The following is a 21,272-nucleotide window of genomic DNA, read 5'->3' as shown; positions in this document are numbered from 1 at the left end:
CTAAAGTCCAAATATCTGTTGATCTTCGTGTACCTTGACCATAGCACGAAGCACAAAGAAATCAGTAGGAGTTGTTATTTTAATATTTTCCATAGGCCCGATTATCGTTCCCAACTTGTAACCATAATAGCTCATCATCGTACATGAATCGATGAAATCATGTCTGCCTTCAGCCAATGCTCTGCGATGGGCACCGATTATATCAGCGAGATGAAAACTTTGTGGCGCACGGGCTATCAATGAATTTCCACGAGAAGGTATTTCCAATGTATCATCGGGCTGCTTCACAATAAAAGTTTCTGTAGCAGGCACACATGTGATACAAGTACCGCACTCATTAACCTTGTTGATATTATCAGTAATCGTATCTTCGCTGATGAGTGGTCGTACACCATCGTGTATCAACACAGTGACATCCTTGCCACCTGCAATATCCTCGGCAGCACACAAGCCATTGTAAATAGAATCCTGTCCTGTCTTTCCACCGGAAACAATCTTCACAACCTTTGTGATCTCAAACTTACGAAGCATCTTTTCCAAGAAAGGAATCCAACTATCTATACATGAAACAACGATAGCATCTATCTGAGGATGATTATCGAAAAGCTCCAGCGTATAAATGATTATAGGCTTGCCATTAAGATCAAGAAACTGTTTTGGACGAGACTTAGTGTGCATTCTCAATCCAGAACCTCCAGCAAAAATTACAGCAATATTCATAGTCTTATTTATTATTAATCATGAAACACAATTTCTACTTTATGTCTGTCTCGCTTATCATGAGGTGGCAGATCCATATAGTTTCCGTATGCGATGCGACAAAGTTCTTCGGGATCAGCGGGTCCTTCAAAAGTATGTCCCTCAAAGACGATGTCTTTATGCGGTATCATGATGCGCTTTGGATTGCGCTCATAGAACCACGCTCCATAAGAATGCATATACAAATCGGGATTACCAAAGATGTGACCTATCACTCTGAACAGAGGGAACACTGCATAATGCAGGACATTATATCCAGCTTGTGCCAAATGTGGGTATCTTCCAGCCAAGTCGAAGTTGACAACGCATGAAAGTTTGGCAGCAAAATGCTGAAGCCAAGGTATCATATAACCCTCGTAAGGAAAGATATCAATATGCAATCCACGAAACTTTTGAATTTTATGTGAGCGACTTTCTCTCTCACTTTGAGCATCACTGCTTAGATGTTCACTCTTAAGGTCACGCAGGCATGCCCATTCTTTATAATGCCCAGGATCGGTCTCATTATTCTGCAGCACATACTGCGGATGAGGATGTGCGATGAGGTATCTGCACAATCTGTTGTAATCAGAATAACTCACTACAACATCTATATCATCATCCCAAGGAATAAAGCCACCATGACGCAATGCTCCAAGCACATTTCCACCATCAATGCGACACGGAATGCCGATGCTTTTGCAGACATTCTGCAAATAGATAAGCATATCGAGCATACGCAGCTGACCACGGCGAAGAACCGAACCATCAGGGTTATATTCCTGACGCAGACTTTCCTGCGTCTCTCCTGTATTGAATACCTTCATCATTTTTTTATTAATGTTTTCAAGACTGCCGATACATCTTTAGCGCAATTGTCAAGATTATAGACCTTCTCAGCTAATTCTCTACCACGGCGTCCCATATCGGATGCGACATCAGGATTTTCAGCAATATAATTCACTGCTTTTTCCCATCCACCCATATCACCAGGTTCTACTGTTATTCCACAATGTTCATGATCAATATCCATTGGCATCTGCACATTTTTAGTGCAAATAAGAGGAATGCCAAGTGCTAAAGCCTCAACAACAGTAGTAAGACCAACTGTATAATTTGCGGGAAAACAACATATCACGACACATTGTGACTTGTTAACCAGTTTACTCATTTCAGCATGAGCCAAACCTCCGATCAAATGAATATTTATATTATCATGAACCTCCATGTCGGCAAACATGCGTTCATAGTTTGTGCCAAGATATTCTCTGCATGAATATATATCAAGAGGCGCAGACGTGTGATTGAAAGCGCCTATCAATGTAGGCATGTCGCGCATTTCCTTTCCTGTTGAAATAAATCCGAAACGCGAACTCTTATCAAAGTCATTTAATAGCGCATCATAGTATTTCAAATCAGCACCCCATCTTACGACATGCATGCGTTCACGCTTTGCCTTAACGGAATGTAAAGAGTCCTGTATGATCTTATCTGAAAAGAAAAACATTTGATCAATGCCCTTATAAAATAATCGGGCAATCATCTCACGAAAGAAACTTCTTGCCTTCACAACAGGCTGATGATGCCACACGCAAACAGGACGTCGGAAAAGACCTAAAGCCCTAAGAAAAATGATGATCTCAAGTCCACGGAATGTAGTAGCATATATAGCATCAAAATGCTCATGGCAAGTAAGGATCTTAAAAGCTGTATGTAATGATAGTTTCCAACGCTGTTTAGGTCGTATGGGCTGATGCATGACAACATCTATTCCCTCATTGCGCAGATGGGTAGCACCATACAGGAAATGTCCTGGGAACGTTCCATTACGCCATTGTTGGTAAACATTACGTATGTCTATTGTATGATAATAGTATACTTTCATTCAGATTTTATTTGCAAAAATAATGTTTTTTCTTTGATTATCCACCTTTTAATACTAAATTTGCATATACAATCTTGATTATATCACGATAAAAGGTTGTTATTCACAATGAAGACATTAAAAGAGAAAACTGCCACAGGTATATTATGGGGAGCGATGAACAATGGTAGCATGCAGGTTCTGGGTGCGCTATTTGGTATTATAACAGCTCGTCTTCTTTCACCAAAAGACTATGCACTAGTTGGCATGCTTGCTATATTTCCAGCCGTAGCTGGAGCAATACAGGAGAGTGGTTTCACCTCGGCACTGGTAAATATGAAAAAGACAGAAGACAATGATTATAATTCAGTGTTCTGGTTTTCATTACTTATGGGAACATCATTATACATCATGCTATTCTTCTGTTCTCCGCTTATTTCATTTTACTATAAGCAACCAGAAATTGTGACACTTTCAAGAGTGTCTTTCATAACAATACCCTTATCAGCAATAGGAATTGTTCCACAGGCTTATCTTTTCAAGAGTCTGAAAGTGAAGGAGGCTACCATGATTCGTATTCAGGCACTGGTAGCATCTGGAATTGTAGGAATAGTTATGGCTCTTAACGGTATGGCTTATTGGAGTATTGTATGGCAGCAGATTATATATGTACTGATAACAAGCCTTGGAAAATTTATGTATATACCTTGGCGTCCATCAATACATATTGACTTCAAACCAGTAAGAAAGATGTTTGGATTCAGTTGCAAGATAATGTTTACATCTATCATAAACACTGTAAGCAATAACATCCTGATTGTAATCTTCGGAAGATTGTTTCCTGTTCAGGCTGTAGGTAATTTTTCTCAGGCTAACAGTTGGAACAACAAAGCCTATTCTTTGGTTTCAGGAACTGTAGCACAAGTGGCACAACCTGTATTCTCATCCTTAGACGATGACAAAGAAAGACTGCGTAACGTGTTTCGCAAAATGGTAAGATTCACGGCTTTTCTTTCATTCCCCGTCATGTTCGGACTTGCTATAATTTCCCAAGAATTCATTATTTTGGCAATAGGAAGTAAATGGGCAGAAAGTGTATTTCTGCTTCAGATTCTATGTATCAGCGGAGCTTTTCTGCCATTGCACGGTACTTTCCAAAATTTAATAATAAGCAAAGGACGCTCAGATTTATATCTTTGGGGAAACATTGGTTTGCTGTTGAGTTCAATCGTATTAATTATAGCTCTAGGCAAACTGGGCATTGTGATAATGATTGCGGGCTACTCTGTTCTTAATATCGGTTGGGTAGCAGTGTGGCAATACTATGCACACAAACTTATAGGTCTGAAATATATAGACACACTGAAGGATATATTTCCATTTTTTATTTCAGCACTAGCAGTAATGTCGATAACTTATTTCATTGCGTCATTTGTTGACAGTATGGTATTAAGACTGATCCTCAAAATGATATTGTCAGTCTTAATATATTTCACTGTAATGAAACTTGCCAAAGTTAAGATGCTGGATGAATGTATAAACTACATATTTCATCGTAACAAATAGAATGTTTCTAATTGCTCTAAAACTTAGGAATCTTGTCAAAAGGAGTAGTGAGATAACTAACCAAGAGACTTGTATTCCACAACAGAAGGTATAGAGTAATGCATGAACAAACGAAGCGCAATGCTATTTTATGCCTGTCATCAGAAAGGTGCATCAATGTAGCCAATGCCAACGGGATGATAAATATCCAATCAGCCGACATTATATAAACTTCGGTGATACCGAAACCTAATACCAGATGAAGTATGATGTCTATCGCAAACCAAGCCATGCACATGCGCAATAACTTGACATTACGACCACGCCATAGAGAGAAGGCAAACATGATTACTATTATTGCCTCTACAGCATAGTTAAACCAATGATTATATTTAACAAACATAGGACGTGTAAAAGACAAATCCTCTAACAGATGGCCTTGATGTAATTGTATTGATTCACCAAATAGATTTTCTACCATCGTCTCTACACGAGGAGTCGTCGCATCAGTCAAATTAAGTAAAGGAGCATCGCTCAATGGTCTGCCTGTATGCGCGCTTATCCACTTATCTCTGATAGCATTATGTTTGGCAACCTCAGCACCTTTTTTCTCTTTATTGCTCTTTTCTATCTTATGTATTACTTGCTTCTGTGGAACTTCAAACACATTGTATTGAAACCAATACACGCCCAATAGTAATGCAAGCGGAAGGAATACAGTTAAGGCTATTGATTTAGGACTTAGATACTTCTTGCCGTTAACGAACAAAGCTGTGAGCAATGTCTTTGCACCATTAGTCAAAGTAACTCCACTGGTCACAAAAAACAACACAGCGATCTGCCACAGTTTAAAATTACTTTTATTTTTTATTTTCAGTCCTGCTATATATAAAGTCATTGTAAGCAGAAAGAGAGAAATAACAAAATGATCGGGCACTATCATTGCAACCATAACATGAGCTATGCCCAAGAACATTGCTGTAAACATGAAGGCATCGAACTTGCGAAGTTCCAATATCTGTCTAAAGATTCTATACATAAACAGCACAGAATAGATAGAACAGAAAAGGAGTAATAGCGCGATGATATAAACAGCGAAATTAGACCCAAACAGCCACATCATACCATGATTTAGCAAATATAGTGGATATAATATTGACAGGAACAAAGGATGACGGGTGGTCTCAAAATGTATGCGAAGATTTGAAAGCATGACATATGACCAGCAATCATAACCGGACACACGGAAATTTTTGGAAAATATAGACCAATAACCAAGAGTTCCACCTTTAGTGAAACTATCAGGATAATTGGAAATAAGCATCCAATTCAAACATAACAAAAACAATAATGTGAGTAGTGCTATCCAACGCTCCTCTTTATGTATCTTAAATATATTCATTTACTTAATATTTATATCTATCGCAACAACTGATTATGAAATGAAGAAACGCATCATAATCTCAATATACTTTCTTTTCCCAACAAATAGCAAGTCCTAGTCTTGTCTAATATCCATGCCATAACAAGGCTTCCAGATATGGCAATGATTATCGTAACGATTGCTAACAACCAACCTGATGCATCAAAAGCTAACCAAGGTTTGTAGAATTTAGCAGCCATGGTGAACACTGGATGGAATATATATATTGGGAATGTATTCATTCCTACCAGAATAACATATTTATTTACCTTCTTATCCTTGATGTAACCGTAAAGCCATGAAGAAAAAGAGATGAAGCAATAAGCCATTACTATTACTGTGATCAGTCCCCAATCATAGAAAGATTTATCAGACACCAAGATGCAGAACGGAATCAATGACAGGGGTGACTTATAGAACACCTTATCGAAATCACAATCGGTCTGTCTAAGTAAAACACCTATGAAATAAAACGAACTTATCTTTAATGATTGCAAAGGAGTGAACAATGATAACAGAAGCAATGATATTCCAAAAACGATCAAGCGCTCTATCTTATACTCCTTGCGTAAAGGAATTGCGAAACATACATAATACAGCAATCCACAAATCAACATCGTATGAAGAAACCAATACGGACCAATAGATGTTACTAATACCTTATCAAGAATAACACTTGCCGACAATTCATGTATGCCATCACGCACCGGCATAAAATAAGAAACAACAGAATAAGCAACTGTCATCACGACATAAGGAACAAGTATGCCAAGATAATAAATTGAGAATTTGCGAAAACTTTTATTGATGTTTACTAGATAACCTGTGATGAGCAGGAAAGTAGGCATCATGAATGAAAGTATTGCCGCTTTTAATTGCGGGTGCAATATGGTAAAAGGTACGATATGTACCAATATCACCAACAATATCAATATTGTCCTTGTATAGTTTATATCATCGTTTCTTTTCATACACTATTAAAGTATTGTGAGGTATTCCACTATCAGCGCGGTATTGTAAATAAGCAAGTATGCAGCAAGGCAACATATCAACGTGCGGAACGCCACAAGTTTTCTTTCATTCAACTTTTTAGCAAGACAAGCTATCACTATCGTTATAACGAAAGCCCAATGAGGACTCATTATATAAACTTCGTTTATGCCAAAGCCTAGCCCTAAATGCAACAGCATATCAAAAGCCATGAAGGACACCGCCATCCACATAAACTTATTTTTTCTTCCACAGTATAAGCCTAATGCAAAAAGTATTACGATGATACCTTCAACAACATAATTAAATATCCATTTGTAATGCACAAGCACAGGTCTGCCCGTAAGGGTATCACCCAACAGATAGTTTTGATGCAACAGAATAGATTCTCCGAAAAGGTTTTCGACAACAGTCATAATACGAGGCGTAGAGATATCAGTCCAACCGATATATTCTCCCTTAGCTATTGGTTCGCCTTGATGAGCGACATTAGGGCTCTGCTGCTTTTTGCGATACGCATCTACAGCTTGTCTGCTTAATATATTATTTACATTAAAGGCTATCTCTGCAGAATCACTTATATGAGTAGTATCCTTGTACATCTCAAAGACTTTCTTCTTATGCTTCTCATCCAGTCTTAACTTAGCTACTTGACGAGAGTGCCAACGTGGATACTCGAGAGTTTGGTATTCATAATTGGAGAACACCCATATAAGTGCAGAAGGAACGACAACAACAAGAATGATATTCAAAGGACGAAAGAAACGTTTTCCATTAGTAAACATACCCGCAAAAAAAGTCTTAACACCATTACTAAGAGAAACACCTGCAGTAAATACAAACAATAATATTGTCTGCCATCTAGACAGTGGCAAATGTTTTTTCATTTTCAATCCACTTATATACAATGTCATTATCAGCATGAACATTGACATAATGAAATGATCGGGTACCATTGACGCTACCATTACATAGGCAAATGAAAATGTGAATATAGCCAAAGCAGATGCGTCAAAGCTTTGCAAATCTAGAACTTCACGGAATATTCTATATAAAAATATGAATGAATAGAATGCACAGAACACCAAAATAGCAGCTACAACAAACTGCACACAGTTATGCCCAGTCAACATAATCAATGCTTGATTTATTTGATTGGGAATATACATGAAGAACGCCAACAAAGGATGGCGATGTATATTATAGGATGTAGTCCACTTGGAAACGACTTCATAAGTGAGCGGATCAAAGCCCGATATATGGAATGTCTTTACAAACAGACTGCGATAATTATTAGAAAGTTTGATGAACCGATCATAATACTTTATTATCACCAATGCATTCAGCATCAATGTAAATAAGAAGACTCCCAAAGCGAGCCAACGTTCCTCTTTATTTATCTTGAAGATATTTTTCATTTAATGAAACTTTTTTGTAAGAAAATAGCGCACCAAGATGAAATTAACTGGTACACACACGCAAAACATAGGGATAGGCGCATAAGCCTTTGGCACACCTATATATATAAACAGCAGCAACATAACTGTCTGCAATAGATAGTTGACAACATGACTCAACGCAAATCCAATTCCACGTTTAGCATTAGCCTTTACCTTAAAAGTATAATGCGTACTGGCAACAAAATTGAATATAAAACTTATTATATATCCAATAGTATTTGCTATGCCCGGAGACATAAATAAAAGCATAACAAGATACACGCCGTATTGTAACAATGCGGCAATGGCACCAACGATTCCAAATCTCAGAATCTCACCAACCTTTTCACGCTTATCAGTGTCTAAACGGTCTGAAATGTGTTTCATCTGCATAATCAAGCATTTCCTTATCGCCACGGCTATCGCCATAAGCTACTATGTAATAATGTGAACGAGGTTCTGTCAACACCTGTTTTATACGTCTCACCTTTTCAATGCCATAGCAATTTGGGGTAATAAAACGTCCGGTGAGGATTCCATCTATCACCTCGATCTGGGTTCCTAAGACCTTAGCAAACTCAAAGAATGGTTGTACCCAATTATCTATACTTGCACTTACTACATATACTTTTATGCCTTCAGTCATAGCTGTTTCCATCTCTTTCACAGCTTCTGGACGAAGAAGATAACGACAATCTACGGCAAACTTACGGCATAGCACATTGAATTCCTCTATTTTCATACCACCGAAGAAATGGCTGAACACATGCTGCTTAGCTTTCCAATTTGGATATAAACCAAATTTCATTAATATCAATAAAGGACTATAAAGCAAAAAGCCTAATAGAAACCTGATACTGCCACATGAATAAAGTATAAATTCAAGCAACGTATCCTTGGTAGTTAACGTACCGTCAAAATCAAAAAACAAGATTTTTTCTCTCATCGCTTAAATACATATATAATTATCATGAAAGAAACCAACCAAGCAAAGACGACCAACTGAGTAAAATGGTCTTTTAATATAATCTTTGTAGGATCACCGCTTTCCTCATCTACTACCGCCAATTGTATATAACGCAGCAACCCAAGAAGAACAAATACACTTGTGAGATAAAGATAATCTGTGTGGAAATTCTCAATAACCTCAGGACTTACAGTGTACATTATATAACATACCAACGTAACCGAAGCCGTTATCGTGATAGCCTGATTGATAAACGTAAGATTATATCTTATAGTATTGTGACGTGGCGCTTCACCAGTTTCCTCCATTCTTAAAACATCATCACGGCGCTTTGCAAAACTCATAAACAAAGTTATAAGGAATGTCATTAAGACAATCCACTTGCTGAGTAAGATATCAGAAGCAAAACCACCTGCAAACAGACGCAGTACGAAACCGAAAGCCACAATACATACATCCACAATTGCATACCGCTTTAATCTAGCACAATAGGCAAGATTAAGCAACCAATAGAAAAGGATGACTCCACCTGTCTCGAAATTATTTTCAGGCAAAAACACGATGCACGCCATAGACAGCAGAATCATCAACACCATGATTATATAAGCCTTCAAAATCGACACAGCACCAGAAGCGACGGGACGATGACATTTCGCAGGATGACGTCTATCATCATCCACGTCATGGATATCATTATAACAATATATAGACGAAGCAGCAAAGCTATAAGCCAGAAAGGTTATAGCACCAGCGATGAGAGCCTTTAAATTAAATAGTTCTCCACCGAAAAACAAAGGCACCATCACGAAGAAATTCTTAATCCATTGCTTCGGACGGATTAGTTTCAAATATGCTTTGCTGTCCATATATATTTTTCTATAAAGTTTGATATATAATTAACTATCTTACTTAACACCCATGACAATGGCATTGTTATCAATACACATATAAGGAAAGTTGTCCAGTAGCCACACGTACTTGGTATATATTCAAGCACAAAGTGTATATGTATGAGATAGCATTCCAAACTTAATGCACCAATGAACTTAAATATGGAATTAAACCATTTTGGTGTTCTGCGAAACACTCTATTCAGTAGAAGTATTGTACTTATTGTGAGTGGAATATACAACATTCTCTCTACATAAAGAGGAAAACGATTGTGAAGATTCTGCTCTAGGAATATACTTGCAGAAAGAGTCATTACGAATACTATTAATATCAACCAGATACTAGCACTATCCAATTTATCCTTTCTGCGTACTGCTTCTCCCATATTTATTCCAATAAAGAATATAGGAACACGACTCCAGAAAATCTCTATATGACCCACCGCGTCATGAATAGGGGTAACATACTGAACAAGTATGCACCACGATATCATCACGACAGGAAGCCAACGATAAACAGGATGACGACGTATGAGCTCCATATATGGTGGTGCAAACAAATAGAGCATCATCATTGCCGGAATATACCAGAATGTAAGTTCATTATGCAACCAGAAGTCCCAGTTGATTGTGATATCGCCAATAAGGTCTATCCAAGCATGCAAACTACTACCATGAAAATGAGGGATGTAATAAAGGCATGAGATAATGAGCCACGCAGGATAAATTCGAAGATAACGGCGTTTGAAAAAGCGCTTTAATGAAGGATGTTTCATCCATGAGAACCACAAACCAATTCCACTGAGGAAAAGGAACATGTCTACACCAATGTTTCCTATACGTCGCAAACCAAAAAACATATTGCTGCGTGGAAGGGCAACATGAAACAGGAAGATGAAAATCATTGCGATTCCCATCAATTCCCCACGATAACGCGAGATATTAGCGAGTTCAATATTCTTTATCTTCATTTCAATGGTATTCGCTTTATTAGTTCATTAAACAACCAAGCCAGACAAATGCTGGTAATTATATATAAAAGAAATCCAGCATAGTAATCACCACTTTTACTTATAGGGATAAATATCTTGCGAGTTATTGGATGGCATACGAACAACGCTGCACTGATGCTTCCCATCCAACCCAATAATGACTTAATTGAGTTAAGACCATTACCGTTCAAAATTTTCACCAAACCTATGCTCGCAGTACAAACAAATGCAGGGACAAATGTCCAGCCTAGGAAACTGCAACTAAGTACGCAGATAAGTAATGATGACACCACAAACATTGAAGCATATCCCCACATCGTCATTTTGTGACCATATCGAGCATAAAGAATACCTAATCCGAAAGGCAACATTCCGCCCATGAAATTATATCTGTAACGATTAAGAGCTTCTCCTTCTGCATCAAAGAACAACTGTCCAAATACACATGCTGCCATAAACAAAATAACAAATATGACATTACGACGACACAAGAACAATTTGTAGACAATATACAATTGCAGCATGAGTCCAAAAAACCAATATGGACCAGGCCAAATAATATCATCAGGCTTTGGCAGAACATTGTTGAACATGCCTATCATTGCCACAATATCAATAAACTTATAATTATGTGCTCCTGGAGTAATCAGATCGAGCATAGTGAAAGCCACGAAACCAATAATCATCATCTTGAATAGTTTCATATAATGACGCTTTATGAAACTATACGTTGAAGGCACTTTTGCATCTTTTTTCTCATACTTCATGACTAGTCCATATGCACTGAGAAACAAGAACACTGGCACACCATAATGTCCTAGAAATGAAAGGATATGCATTGGCAACAGACTATCAGGAGTACAAATAGAAGAAATCATTCCATCTACGTTTTCCTGAAAATATTGATATTCGTTCTCCTTAACCACCGGACTTAACCAATGGCAATAATTGTGCAGGACTATACCGATAATAGCCAACCCACGCATAGCATTACAATCCGTACGACTTAATAATTGTTCGTTCATTTTTTCTTCTTATTCTTTAAATAAGCGTCGCGCAATTTGTCATAATCGGTAGTGCCTTTCAATATTCGCGGGCGCATTTCATCATATTTACTACTAAGAATATTATACTCTGCATGATAGTCTTTAGATGAGATTCCAGCAAGATACAGAAGCATATCTGGCAATGCATCTGTCATAAATCTGCGTTTTCTTGCCTGCACAATTTCTTTGAATATCTCTGGGTGACTATGAGCGTACTTTGGAGAACAATATATCCAGAATGGGATTTCAAACTCATAATGTGCCAACGGCCAATCTATAGAGGCAGAGTGATTTCTACATATAAAACCACGATTGTCTTCATAACATTCTTCACCATGATCGGGCATATAGATAACGATCGCATCCTTATTTTCAAAGCGTTTGCAAATCTGATCTACAATTGAGTCGTTATATTGTACTGCATTATCGTAATAACTTAAAATTTTGCGCTGCTTAGGTGTAAGCTCAGGGCGCTTGTCCTCATAATTACTAGCAAAGAATTTGAACTGACTTCGCGGACAACGTGTACGATAGTTTACATGCTGTCCTATAAGATGAAATATCGTAAGATTATGACCGTCTGGCTTTATCTTTCCTTTCTTCACGAAGTTGTCATAATCTGTAAGCAAATCCTCGTCAAAAACATGTAATTTATCATTACGAATATCAAACTGTGCCTTGCTTAGTTGAGGATTATTCAAGAAAAAGCCTCCACTAAAGTCGTAAACCGCGGCCTTTGCCTGTGGCAAGAATTGATTTGTAAGAAAAGAGACATTGTATCCAGCTTTTCTAAACAATTCAGGAAATAAGGGATAATCACACCACTCGCCTTTCTCGCCAACCACATGCATTGAAAATACATTTTTAAATACAAAGCTTGTCAAGTTCCAAGGAGAAACGACATCCGTAAAAGGAACAAGAAGTCCACTTTTCTCACGCTTTATCTGTCGTGGTGTAGTTGGCATAAAATATCCGTATTGTTGAGAATGTCTCTTTCCATAACTCTCACCAATTATAAGAACGATATTTGGAGAACGATATGAACAACTATCAACTTCTACACTTTTAGCTGAAGCTACAAGTTTATCAACTTGTTTTGAAGCTAAAGAGTTAGCATACATACTGAATATAAGTCTGCTGATTGGAGTATACAATACAGCATGATCACTTTCAGTCAACGTATGTTCAATATCACCAACACTAGTTGCTGACATCAAATTCCATGTAGCTATTTTATTTTGTGCAGAGCTGAAACCTCCCCACAAAAGAAGTACTACTGATAAAAGTCCAGCATAAGGTGAATATCTATCATTCCATTTAAGATTTGCTAATTTTAATCTCTTCATCTTTGGCAAATAAGCCACGAAGACATTGACAATTATCAAAAGTAATATCCATCCTACATTACTGAATATCAAATCTGGAGAAACTAAAGTAGAAAGGAATTCGCTTGCCTCACGACCATCAGTTTCACCAACTAGCATTAATATAGAGGGATTCAAAGTAGAATCAAAATTCACGAAACAATACACGTCTACTAATGCTACAACATAAAGCAGCACATACAAAGTCATTTTGACCCATCTACGTATTTTCACCGGAATAACTAATAGAATTGCACATAGTAGGAAAAGGTCAAAAAACAATTCCAAATACAAGTTTTGATATATTTCCGCATTCTTTGCGTTAGGCAACGTAGTCCAAGCACATAGACATCCAAGCAGATACATAAATATAACAAACAATGCATTGGCTTTTATCGGGCTAAACATCTTACGTAAAACAGCGCCCAATATTCCTAATATCTTCATCAAATACTAATTTTTGTGCAAAGATACTGCAAACGAGTGGAAAAGCAAAATAAAACGTGTTATAATTTGTCTCACCAAGCGTTGCATGCGCTCAGCCATTACGCTATGCTCTAAAAAGCTCCTTTAGAATTATTCCAAATACGCTCGATCTATTGCTATTCTATTCAGTGATTATGATGATGACAAAAGAAAGAACATACTTATGATAGATTATGTGATAAATAGAAAAGCTTTTAAAAAATATTCGAGAGCATTCCATTATTGCAGAAAAGCTCCCGAATTTTATTGAATTATAAAACAATTATAATTCATATAGATCATTCTCCTATAATGAAAGCTAATTTAGCTAAAAATGAGATATTACATATAGGAGAACGCAGTCATAATTCAATTATACCACACATCAGTAGAAATTATTTGAACTTGTGTGGGTCCTTTATCATTTTCCTCATCACGAGTGTAAACTTTAAGGATCTGTTCTTGTAACGCCTTGTTAGTTTTCATGATCATTCAATTTAATTAGTCAATGCGATATTACATCTTACCGCAAATATAATAATAATTATAGTTGCTGTCAAGAGCTAAAATAATAATAATCTACTTTTTTAGCATTAATTGTATCATTTTCAATATTACATCATTAATTATAAATGTTTTATGCAATGGTTAACTACTTTTTAAGTTCAATCGAATTCATCCTATATTTTTAGCCACTAGTTGTCACATAAAGTTAAACTATCCTCCATAAATAAATTTATACGAATCATTAATTAAACAAAAATATGTATAAAACTTAGCCTTACGAGGATAGCGAATAAAACAAGCAACTAGTAAATGCGATTAACGTAAGCGATTCTGATATGTTTCATCGCATATAAAATTATACACATTCATCTGCATTTTACAAACTAGCAATACACTCAAAGCTTGAATAGTGTAGAAACAATAATAGTTATAATAAATATACTTTACATCAACTGACAAAATTACAATTTATAAACAACATATAAATACAAGTGAAAACGTAGTTAAGACAGTGATAATAAAATTAAGATCATTTTATTGTCGGTATTTGAAACTCAGTTGGAAAAGTTTGTTGCTTTCCATTTGCTAAAACAGACAAATTAATATTGATAACACCTCGTGACAAGCGGTGATCTGCCAAGACAAGAGCCGTATAGCGAACGCCAGTACCTGGCAATATCTTTTCTATGTGTATACTAGGAGAAATTTTTATATGCTTATTTCCTGTAGTTTCAATAACTTGTGGCTGAACATCAATAAGAGTTTCTGAACTATGATTCATCACTTCAAAAATTATCTTACTAAGTTCACCCCTTTGTATTTTTCCATCCATATTGTCGTCTATAAAACGAGCATTGCGTATTTCAATAACAGGTTGATATGTTATTGCTGCACCTGTGATCGAAGTATCTTTGCTAACAGGAAGCCTGGTACTATTATTTGTAGTATAATCTGAGCTATTAAAATCATAAATTCTATCATCACCAGAATTGCTTTCATCAATAATACTGTCTTGATATTGTGGTTGCACACTACGTGTCTGCTCCCGTGCAACAGGCTTTTCAATATCACGGCAACGTGCATCAGTAACCCCTTGATCAGCAGCATTACCAACAACAGCACCTACAACAGCTCCACCAGCCATTCCAACCATCGTCCCTATATCGGAGCCTCGTGGTCCATTAGCAATACCTCCTATAGCACTTCCAAGTATTGAACCAAGATTAGAACCTATATAAGCACCATCACCTGTATAAGTTCCACAGCTACCAAGTATCAAAGCTATGGCAGCAAATATGATTATTGTTTTTCTCATAATATTGCTTTGATAATTATAGGGCGAAGATACAATAAAATAGAATTATAAAAAAGGATTTTCACCTAAAACTAAATGGGGAAATCCCTAAAAATAAAAAAAAAGCGCAATGTAAAAACATTGCGCTTCTCTCTTATGTAAAGTATTATCGTTTAAATTACTCTGCTTTTGGAGCTTCCTCTGTCTCAGCAACAGGAGTCTCAACAGGAGCTTCAGCCTTTGTTGACTTACGGCTACGGCGAGTCTTCTTAGCTGCTACCTTTGGTGTCTTTGCCATGTTCTCATCGAAGTCTACGAGCTCGATGAAAGCAATATCAGCAGCATCACCCTGACGTGTACCCAATTTAATTACACGGGTATAACCACCAGGACGATTAGCCACCTTAGCTGCAACCTCTCCGAAGAGTTCCTTAATAGCGAACTTATTCTGAAGATAACGGAAAACTACACGACGTGAGTTTGTTGTATCTTCTTTTGAGCGTGTGATTAACGGCTCAACATACTTCTTCAAGGCCTTTGCCTTTGCAAGAGTCGTAGTGATTCTTTTGTGCATAATCAAAGATATAGCCATATTTGCTAACATGGCATCACGATGAGATGCAGTACGACCCAGGTGGTTAAATTTTTTATTATGTCTCATTTTTGTTTTTTTCTATTAGAGGACAAGCGATTGATTAATCCTTGTCCAGTTTATACTTTGAAATGTCGGTTCCAAATGACAGATTCAGACTTTCCAGCAAATCATCAAGCTCAGAAAGCGATTTCTTACCAAAGTTACGGAACTTAAGAAGATCAGTTTTGTTAAACTGAACCAAGTCACCAAGAGTCTCCACATCAGCAGCCTTCAAACAATTAAGTGCACGAACACTAAGGTTCATGTCGACTAACTTAGTCTTTAGTAACTGGCGCATGTGTAGAATTTCCTCATCAAACTCTTGATTGCCTTCCTGATCTGGAGATTCCAATGTAATCTTTTCGTCAGAGAATAACATGAAGTGATAAATGAGTATCTTTGCAGCTTCCTTAAGAGCATCCTTCGGCTGTATAGAACCGTCCGTAGTAACTTCAATAACCAATTTGTCATAGTCGGTCTTTTGCTCGACACGATATGGCTCAACTGAATATTTTACGTTGCGGATAGGGGTGTAAATAGAATCGATTGGAATAACGTTGACATCAGTGCAGAACTCACGATTTTCATCAGCAGGAACATATCCCCTACCTTTGTTAATTGTAAGATCAATCTGCATCATGGCTTTGGCATCCAAATGACAAATCACCAAATCAGGGTTTAACACTTCAAATCCAGTCAAATACTTACCAATATCACCTGCCTTGAATTCCGTAGAATTCTCAACGGTGATACTAACTTTCTCATTCTCGAATTCTTCTACTACTTGCTTGAATCTTACTTGTTTCAAATTCAAGATAATGTTGGTCACATCTTCCTTTACACCAGGTACTGAAGAAAATTCATGCTCAACACCCGAAATACGGATTGTGTTGATTGCATAACCCTCCAGAGATGAAAGGAGAATGCGGCGCAAAGCGTTACCTACGGTAACACCAAAGCCAGGCTCAAGAGGACGAAATTCGAACTTGCCGAACTTGTCATTAGCCTCCAACATTACAACTTTATCAGGTTTTTGAAATGCTAATATCGCCATTAATTCAATGATTTATTTAGAGTACAACTCAACGATTAATTGTTCCTTTATATTCTCAGGGATGTCTGCACGCTCTGGCTTATGCAAGAACTTTCCACTCTTAGTATTCTCGTCCCACTCCATCCAAGGATACTTGCTGTGATTGAAACCAGCAAGAGCTGCTTCAACAACCTCAAGAGACTTAGACTTTTCACGAAGGGCAACGATCATTCCTGGTTTTACAGAGAATGAAGGAATGTTCACTACTGCTCCATCAACTGTGATGTGCTTGTGGCCTACCAACTGGCGTGCTGCTGCACGTGTAGGAGCAATACCGAGACGGAAGACAACATTATCAAGACGGCACTCAAGGCTCTGAAGAAGAACCTCACCAGTGATACCGTCAGACTTTGCAGCCTTGGTAAACATATTACGGAACTGACGCTCTAGTACACCATAAGTGTACTTAGCTTTCTGCTTCTCTGCCAACATGACACCGTACTCAGACATTTTTCTGCGACGATTATTGCCATGCTGTCCAGGAGGGAAGTTTCTCTTGGACAAAACTTTATCTGCGCCGAATATTGGCTCACCAAATCGACGTGCAATTTTAGATTTCGGACCTATATATCTTGCCATAATATAAAATATGTGCGTTAATGTTTATTTCTTAATATTATACCTTGCGACGCTTAGGAGGACGGCAACCATTATGTGGCAATGGTGTAACGTCAACAATCTCTGTGACCTGTATACCTGTTGCGTTTACCGCACGTATTGCAGACTCACGACCGTTACCAGGACCTTTAACGTAAGCCTTAACTTTACGGAGACCTAGTTCGAATGCGACCTTAGCACAATCCTCACCTGCCATTTGAGCAGCGTAAGGAGTGTTCTTCTTAGAGCCACGGAATCCCATTTTACCAGCTGATGACCAAGAAATAATCTGACCTTCACTGTTAGCTAGAGATACGATAATATTATTGAAAGAACTATGAACGTGAAGCTGACCAATTGCGTCAACCCTTACGTTTCTTTTTTTAGATGTTGCTTTTGTCTTTGCCATAATTAATTTCCTTTAAAATTACTTAGTAGCCTTTTTCTTATTAGCAACAGTCTTCTTCTTACCCTTACGAGTACGAGCGTTGTTCTTAGTACTCTGACCACGAACAGGAAGACCATTACGATGTCTAACTCCACGATAGCAACCAATATCCATTAGTCGCTTAATGTTCATTTGGATCTCTGAACGAAGTTCACCCTCTACTTTGAACCCAGCGCCGATAATTTCACGGATTTTGGCTGCTTGATCGTCAGTCCAATCGCTGACCTTCAAGTCGCGGCTAACGCCGGCCTTATCCAATATCTTTGCTGAACTACTTCGACCTATACCATAGATATAAGTCAATGCGATTTCGCCACGCTTATTCTGGGGCAAATCTACTCCAACAATTCTTATTGCCATTTTTAAATTGAATAAAAAAATTTAATAATTAGAATTTAATTCTCGCTAAAGAACGTGCAAAGTTAGAAATAAAAATTCATTTAAACCAACTTTTACGATACTTTAACATTAACCCTGACGCAATTTAAACTTAGGGTTTTTCTTGTTGATAACGAACAGACGACCTTTACGACGAACGATCTTACAGTCTGCTGTACGCTTCTTTAATGATGCTCTTGTTTTCATATCTGTATGTATGATGAATTATTTGTATCTGAAAACGATTCTGCCTTTTGTCAAATCATAAGGACTCATCTCTACCTTCACCTTATCACCAGGAAGGATTTTAATATAATGCATACGCATTTTACCAGAGATGTGGGCTATAATCTGAACTCCATTTTCAAGTTCTACACGAAACATTGCATTGGAAAGATTCTCCACGATTGTTCCATCCTGCTCTATAGCGGATTGTTTTGCCATATAATTATTCTACTTAATGATTCTCAATTTCTTCAAACGTTGATAAAATCTCAGCCTGACCTTTACGTATTGCTATAGTATGCTCAAAATGAGCTGCTGGTTTACGATCCCTAGTTATTATACTCCATTTATCAGGAAGCATCCATATCTTACGATCGCCCATAGTAATCATCGGTTCAATAGCTATGCACATCCCTGCCTTTAACATTACTCCATTTCCCTTTGAACCGTAGTTCGGGATCTGGGGTGCCTCATGCATTTCCTTGCCAATGCCATGACCTGTTAATTCTCTGACTACTCCATAACCGCATCCTTCACAATATTTCTGTACAGCCGCACCTATATCACCAACGTGCTTACCTGCCACAGCCTGTTCTATTCCTAGATACAAAGATTTCTTAGTAACTTGCAAAAGTTTACTTACTTCATATGAGATTTCGCCTACAGCAAATGTATAGCAAGAATCTCCATTGTATCCGTCTAAAAGCGTTCCACAATCTATTGATATAATGTCTCCATCTTTTAGAACGACCTTATCGCTTGGTATACCATGTACAACAATGTCGTTAACAGAAGTACAGATTGAAGCTGGATAAGGCTCTCCAAATGGATTGGGAAAGTTCTTAAAGGTAGGTGTTGCACCATGATCCCTTATAAACTCATCCGCAATTTTATCCAATTGGAGAGTCGTGACACCAGGCTTAATATTTCTACCCAATTCAGCCAAAGTAGCACCGACAAGTCGGTTTGCTCGACGCATTAGGTCTATTTCATCTTCAGTCTTCAGAAATATTTTCATTTCTAAGAACCTGATTAATATGCTGAAACGCCACCGTTGTTACGAGTGTGTCCGGAATTCAAAAGTCCGTCATAGTGACGCATCATCAAGTGACTCTCTATTTGCTGGAGTGTATCAATAACAACACCAACTAGAATCAAAAGGGATGTACCACCAAAGAACTGTGAAAACGCCTGCTGAACATCAAGAAGACCAGCAAGAGCAGGCATAACAGCGATAAACGCAATAAACAAAGAACCAGGCAAAGTTATACGAGACATTATGGTGTCAATATACTCAGCCGTATCCTTTCCTGGTTTTATACCAGGGATAAATCCGTTATTGCGTTTCATGTCCTCTGCCATCTGAGTTGGATTCAATGTTATTGCAGTATAAAAATACGTAAACGCTATAATCAAAATAACATAAACGGCATTATACAGTGGACTGTGATTATCCATCAATGAACGAACAACCCATGAGGCATTCTCACTCTGATATTTTACTATCGCCAAAGGAATGAACATCAAAGCCTGAGCAAAGATGATAGGCATCACATTAGCTGCAAATAACTTCAATGGAATGTACTGGCGAGCACCACCATACTGCTTGTTTCCAACAAGACGTTTTGCATACTGTACTGGTATCTTGCGAGTTCCCTGCACCAAAAGAATTGCTGCACAAACAACTGCATAGAGGATAAGAATCTCAGCGATAAACATCACAAGTCCACCACCAGATATGGCAGTAAATCGTGAACTTACCTCCTGGACGAATGCTTGAGGCAAACGCGCCATTATACCGATCATAATGATCAATGAGATTCCATTTCCGACACCCTTATCAGTAATGCGCTCACCAAGCCAAAGGATGAACATACTACCTGCTGCTAAAATGATAGTTGCGGGAATAATAAAGATAGTCCAAGAGATGCCACTAGCCAAAGCCTGACTAGCTTGCACCTTTAGGTTCATTAAGTATGCAGGTGCCTGGAAAACCAATATGGCTATCGTGAGCAGACGAGTATACCAATTTATCTTTTTATGACCGCTCTCACCCTCGCGCTGCATCTTTTGGAAATAAGGTACAGCGACAGCAAGGAGCTGCATAACGATAGAAGCTGAGATGTAGGGCATAATTCCAAGTGCGAAGATTGACGCATTGGAAAATGCACCACCAGAGAACATGTCCAACAGCGACATTAGACCGCCCGCAGTTTGCGACTGAAGAGTTGCTAACTTAGCCGGGTTGATACCTGGAAGTACAACGAACGACCCGAAACGATATATTGCCGTGAAGAGAATGGTTATAAGGAGACGCTGACGCAAATCCTCAACCTTCCAACAGTTCTTTAGTGTCTCAAAAAACTTTTTCAT

The 21,272-nt window shown here is 37.8% G+C and carries 23 protein-coding genes; 1 reads left to right on the top strand and 22 read right to left on the bottom strand.

The features are described 5' to 3' along the window. Genes B045_RS0103885 through B045_RS0103875 form a run of 3 tightly spaced genes read right to left on the bottom strand, consistent with a single transcriptional unit; the run spans window position 1 to window position 2,623 of the window. The gene (locus tag B045_RS0103885) at window positions 1–720 is read right to left on the bottom strand and encodes an IspD/TarI family cytidylyltransferase (protein ID WP_018462959.1); all 720 of its coding nucleotides are present in this window, start codon (window positions 718–720) and stop codon (window positions 1–3) included. A 14-nt stretch (window positions 721–734) separates the two neighbouring features. Next, window positions 735–1,568 (bottom strand): LicD family protein, encoded by an 834-nt coding sequence (locus B045_RS0103880; RefSeq protein ID WP_018462958.1) that lies wholly within the window; start codon window positions 1,566–1,568, stop codon window positions 735–737. Then, window positions 1,565–2,623: a glycosyltransferase family 4 protein gene (locus B045_RS0103875; RefSeq protein WP_018462957.1), complete on the bottom strand. Its 1,059-nt coding sequence runs from the start codon at window positions 2,621–2,623 to the stop codon at window positions 1,565–1,567. The genes B045_RS0103880 and B045_RS0103875 overlap by 4 nt, the downstream gene beginning before the upstream one ends. A 108-nt stretch (window positions 2,624–2,731) precedes the next feature. Here B045_RS0103875 and B045_RS0103870 point away from each other — a divergent pair, with 108 nt between their 5' ends. Then, window positions 2,732–4,168, top strand: a complete 1,437-nt coding sequence (locus B045_RS0103870) for a lipopolysaccharide biosynthesis protein (protein ID WP_044067596.1) — start codon at window positions 2,732–2,734, stop codon at window positions 4,166–4,168. A gap of 16 nt (window positions 4,169–4,184) precedes the next feature. Here B045_RS0103870 and B045_RS0103865 read toward each other — a convergent pair whose 3' ends face one another. The 19 genes from B045_RS0103865 to secY all read right to left on the bottom strand — a co-directional run bounded on the left by B045_RS0103865 (window position 4,185) and on the right by secY (window position 21,272). Next, entirely contained in the window at window positions 4,185–5,549 is a 1,365-nt protein-coding gene (locus B045_RS0103865) for a DUF6080 domain-containing protein (protein WP_018462955.1), read from the bottom strand. A gap of 53 nt (window positions 5,550–5,602) precedes the next feature. After that, a complete protein-coding gene (locus B045_RS0103860) occupies window positions 5,603–6,541 on the bottom strand; it encodes an acyltransferase family protein (RefSeq protein WP_025883854.1) in 939 nt (312 codons plus the stop codon). A gap of 6 nt (window positions 6,542–6,547) precedes the next feature. Further along, complete coding sequence (locus B045_RS0103855) at window positions 6,548–7,978, bottom strand: DUF6080 domain-containing protein (protein WP_018462953.1); 1,431 nt, start codon at window positions 7,976–7,978, stop codon at window positions 6,548–6,550. Further along, a complete protein-coding gene (locus tag B045_RS0103850; protein WP_018462952.1) occupies window positions 7,979–8,386 on the bottom strand; it encodes a GtrA family protein in 408 nt (135 codons plus the stop codon). Further along, a complete protein-coding gene (locus tag B045_RS0103845; protein ID WP_025883852.1) occupies window positions 8,355–8,945 on the bottom strand; it encodes an HAD family hydrolase in 591 nt (196 codons plus the stop codon). Before B045_RS0103845 ends, B045_RS0103850 begins: the two co-directional genes overlap by 32 nt. Continuing rightward, window positions 8,942–9,832, bottom strand: a complete 891-nt coding sequence (locus B045_RS0103840; protein WP_018462950.1) for a decaprenyl-phosphate phosphoribosyltransferase — start codon at window positions 9,830–9,832, stop codon at window positions 8,942–8,944. The genes B045_RS0103845 and B045_RS0103840 overlap by 4 nt, the downstream gene beginning before the upstream one ends. Next, on the bottom strand, window positions 9,811–10,827 hold the full coding sequence (locus B045_RS0103835) for an acyltransferase family protein (protein ID WP_018462949.1): 1,017 nt from the start codon (window positions 10,825–10,827) through the stop codon (window positions 9,811–9,813). Before B045_RS0103835 ends, B045_RS0103840 begins: the two co-directional genes overlap by 22 nt. Further along, a complete protein-coding gene (locus B045_RS0103830) occupies window positions 10,824–11,873 on the bottom strand; it encodes an acyltransferase family protein (RefSeq protein WP_018462948.1) in 1,050 nt (349 codons plus the stop codon). Before B045_RS0103830 ends, B045_RS0103835 begins: the two co-directional genes overlap by 4 nt. After that, the gene (locus tag B045_RS0103825; protein ID WP_018462947.1) at window positions 11,870–13,705 is read right to left on the bottom strand and encodes a phosphoethanolamine transferase; all 1,836 of its coding nucleotides are present in this window, start codon (window positions 13,703–13,705) and stop codon (window positions 11,870–11,872) included. The genes B045_RS0103830 and B045_RS0103825 overlap by 4 nt, the downstream gene beginning before the upstream one ends. A 1,054-nt stretch (window positions 13,706–14,759) precedes the next feature. Further along, a complete protein-coding gene (locus B045_RS0103815) occupies window positions 14,760–15,545 on the bottom strand; it encodes a hypothetical protein (RefSeq protein WP_018462945.1) in 786 nt (261 codons plus the stop codon). 157 nt (window positions 15,546–15,702) lie between these two features. Then, window positions 15,703–16,185 carry a 50S ribosomal protein L17 gene (gene rplQ, locus B045_RS0103810; protein ID WP_018462944.1) on the bottom strand — a complete coding sequence of 161 codons (483 nt, stop codon included), beginning with the start codon at window positions 16,183–16,185 and terminating at the stop codon, window positions 15,703–15,705. Between the two features lie 34 nt (window positions 16,186–16,219). Further along, window positions 16,220–17,212 (bottom strand): DNA-directed RNA polymerase subunit alpha, encoded by a 993-nt coding sequence (locus B045_RS0103805; RefSeq protein ID WP_018462943.1) that lies wholly within the window; start codon window positions 17,210–17,212, stop codon window positions 16,220–16,222. Between the two features lie 12 nt (window positions 17,213–17,224). Beyond that, a complete protein-coding gene (rpsD, locus tag B045_RS0103800) occupies window positions 17,225–17,830 on the bottom strand; it encodes a 30S ribosomal protein S4 (protein ID WP_018462942.1) in 606 nt (201 codons plus the stop codon). Between the two features lie 37 nt (window positions 17,831–17,867). Further along, entirely contained in the window at window positions 17,868–18,257 is a 390-nt protein-coding gene (gene rpsK / locus B045_RS0103795) for a 30S ribosomal protein S11 (RefSeq protein WP_018462941.1), read from the bottom strand. Window positions 18,258–18,275: 18 nt separating this feature from the next. Continuing rightward, on the bottom strand, window positions 18,276–18,656 hold the full coding sequence (gene rpsM / locus B045_RS0103790) for a 30S ribosomal protein S13 (RefSeq protein WP_018462940.1): 381 nt from the start codon (window positions 18,654–18,656) through the stop codon (window positions 18,276–18,278). Window positions 18,657–18,764: 108 nt separating this feature from the next. Then, window positions 18,765–18,881, bottom strand: coding sequence for a 50S ribosomal protein L36 (gene rpmJ, locus B045_RS15040; protein ID WP_004335771.1), 117 nt, complete (start codon window positions 18,879–18,881; stop codon window positions 18,765–18,767). Window positions 18,882–18,899: 18 nt separating this feature from the next. Continuing rightward, window positions 18,900–19,118, bottom strand: a complete 219-nt coding sequence (gene infA, locus B045_RS0103780; protein WP_018462939.1) for a translation initiation factor IF-1 — start codon at window positions 19,116–19,118, stop codon at window positions 18,900–18,902. A gap of 13 nt (window positions 19,119–19,131) precedes the next feature. Beyond that, complete coding sequence (gene map / locus B045_RS0103775) at window positions 19,132–19,917, bottom strand: type I methionyl aminopeptidase (protein WP_018462938.1); 786 nt, start codon at window positions 19,915–19,917, stop codon at window positions 19,132–19,134. 14 nt (window positions 19,918–19,931) lie between these two features. Next, the gene (gene secY, locus B045_RS0103770) at window positions 19,932–21,272 is read right to left on the bottom strand and encodes a preprotein translocase subunit SecY (protein ID WP_018462937.1); all 1,341 of its coding nucleotides are present in this window, start codon (window positions 21,270–21,272) and stop codon (window positions 19,932–19,934) included.

This window comes from Segatella paludivivens DSM 17968 = JCM 13650 (genome assembly GCF_000373185.1).
In the GTDB taxonomy this organism is placed as follows: Bacteria; Bacteroidota; Bacteroidia; order Bacteroidales; family Bacteroidaceae; genus Prevotella; species Prevotella paludivivens.
This window is presented reverse-complemented; position numbering and strand designations above follow the sequence as displayed.

Bases quoted from the DNA above. Each gene is read 5' to 3' on its own strand.
- B045_RS0103885 (WP_018462959.1), bottom strand. From the start codon at position 720: ATGAATATTGCTGTAATTTTTGCTGGAGGTTCTGGATTGAGAATGCAC.
- B045_RS0103880 (WP_018462958.1), bottom strand. From the start codon at position 1,568: ATGATGAAGGTATTCAATACAGGAGAGACGCAGGAAAGTCTGCGTCAG.
- B045_RS0103875 (WP_018462957.1), bottom strand. From the start codon at position 2,623: ATGAAAGTATACTATTATCATACAATAGACATACGTAATGTTTACCAA.
- B045_RS0103870 (WP_044067596.1), top strand. From the start codon at position 2,732: ATGAAGACATTAAAAGAGAAAACTGCCACAGGTATATTATGGGGAGCG.
- B045_RS0103865 (WP_018462955.1), bottom strand. From the start codon at position 5,549: ATGAATATATTTAAGATACATAAAGAGGAGCGTTGGATAGCACTACTC.
- B045_RS0103860 (WP_025883854.1), bottom strand. From the start codon at position 6,541: ATGAAAAGAAACGATGATATAAACTATACAAGGACAATATTGATATTG.
- B045_RS0103855 (WP_018462953.1), bottom strand. From the start codon at position 7,978: ATGAAAAATATCTTCAAGATAAATAAAGAGGAACGTTGGCTCGCTTTG.
- B045_RS0103850 (WP_018462952.1), bottom strand. From the start codon at position 8,386: ATGAAACACATTTCAGACCGTTTAGACACTGATAAGCGTGAAAAGGTT.
- B045_RS0103845 (WP_025883852.1), bottom strand. From the start codon at position 8,945: ATGAGAGAAAAAATCTTGTTTTTTGATTTTGACGGTACGTTAACTACC.
- B045_RS0103840 (WP_018462950.1), bottom strand. From the start codon at position 9,832: ATGGACAGCAAAGCATATTTGAAACTAATCCGTCCGAAGCAATGGATT.
- B045_RS0103835 (WP_018462949.1), bottom strand. From the start codon at position 10,827: ATGAAGATAAAGAATATTGAACTCGCTAATATCTCGCGTTATCGTGGG.
- B045_RS0103830 (WP_018462948.1), bottom strand. From the start codon at position 11,873: ATGAACGAACAATTATTAAGTCGTACGGATTGTAATGCTATGCGTGGG.
- B045_RS0103825 (WP_018462947.1), bottom strand. From the start codon at position 13,705: ATGAAGATATTAGGAATATTGGGCGCTGTTTTACGTAAGATGTTTAGC.
- B045_RS0103815 (WP_018462945.1), bottom strand. From the start codon at position 15,545: ATGAGAAAAACAATAATCATATTTGCTGCCATAGCTTTGATACTTGGT.
- rplQ (WP_018462944.1), bottom strand. From the start codon at position 16,185: ATGAGACATAATAAAAAATTTAACCACCTGGGTCGTACTGCATCTCAT.
- B045_RS0103805 (WP_018462943.1), bottom strand. From the start codon at position 17,212: ATGGCGATATTAGCATTTCAAAAACCTGATAAAGTTGTAATGTTGGAG.
- rpsD (WP_018462942.1), bottom strand. From the start codon at position 17,830: ATGGCAAGATATATAGGTCCGAAATCTAAAATTGCACGTCGATTTGGT.
- rpsK (WP_018462941.1), bottom strand. From the start codon at position 18,257: ATGGCAAAGACAAAAGCAACATCTAAAAAAAGAAACGTAAGGGTTGAC.
- rpsM (WP_018462940.1), bottom strand. From the start codon at position 18,656: ATGGCAATAAGAATTGTTGGAGTAGATTTGCCCCAGAATAAGCGTGGC.
- rpmJ (WP_004335771.1), bottom strand. From the start codon at position 18,881: ATGAAAACAAGAGCATCATTAAAGAAGCGTACAGCAGACTGTAAGATC.
- infA (WP_018462939.1), bottom strand. From the start codon at position 19,118: ATGGCAAAACAATCCGCTATAGAGCAGGATGGAACAATCGTGGAGAAT.
- map (WP_018462938.1), bottom strand. From the start codon at position 19,917: ATGAAAATATTTCTGAAGACTGAAGATGAAATAGACCTAATGCGTCGA.
- secY (WP_018462937.1), bottom strand. From the start codon at position 21,272: ATGAAAAAGTTTTTTGAGACACTAAAGAACTGTTGGAAGGTTGAGGAT.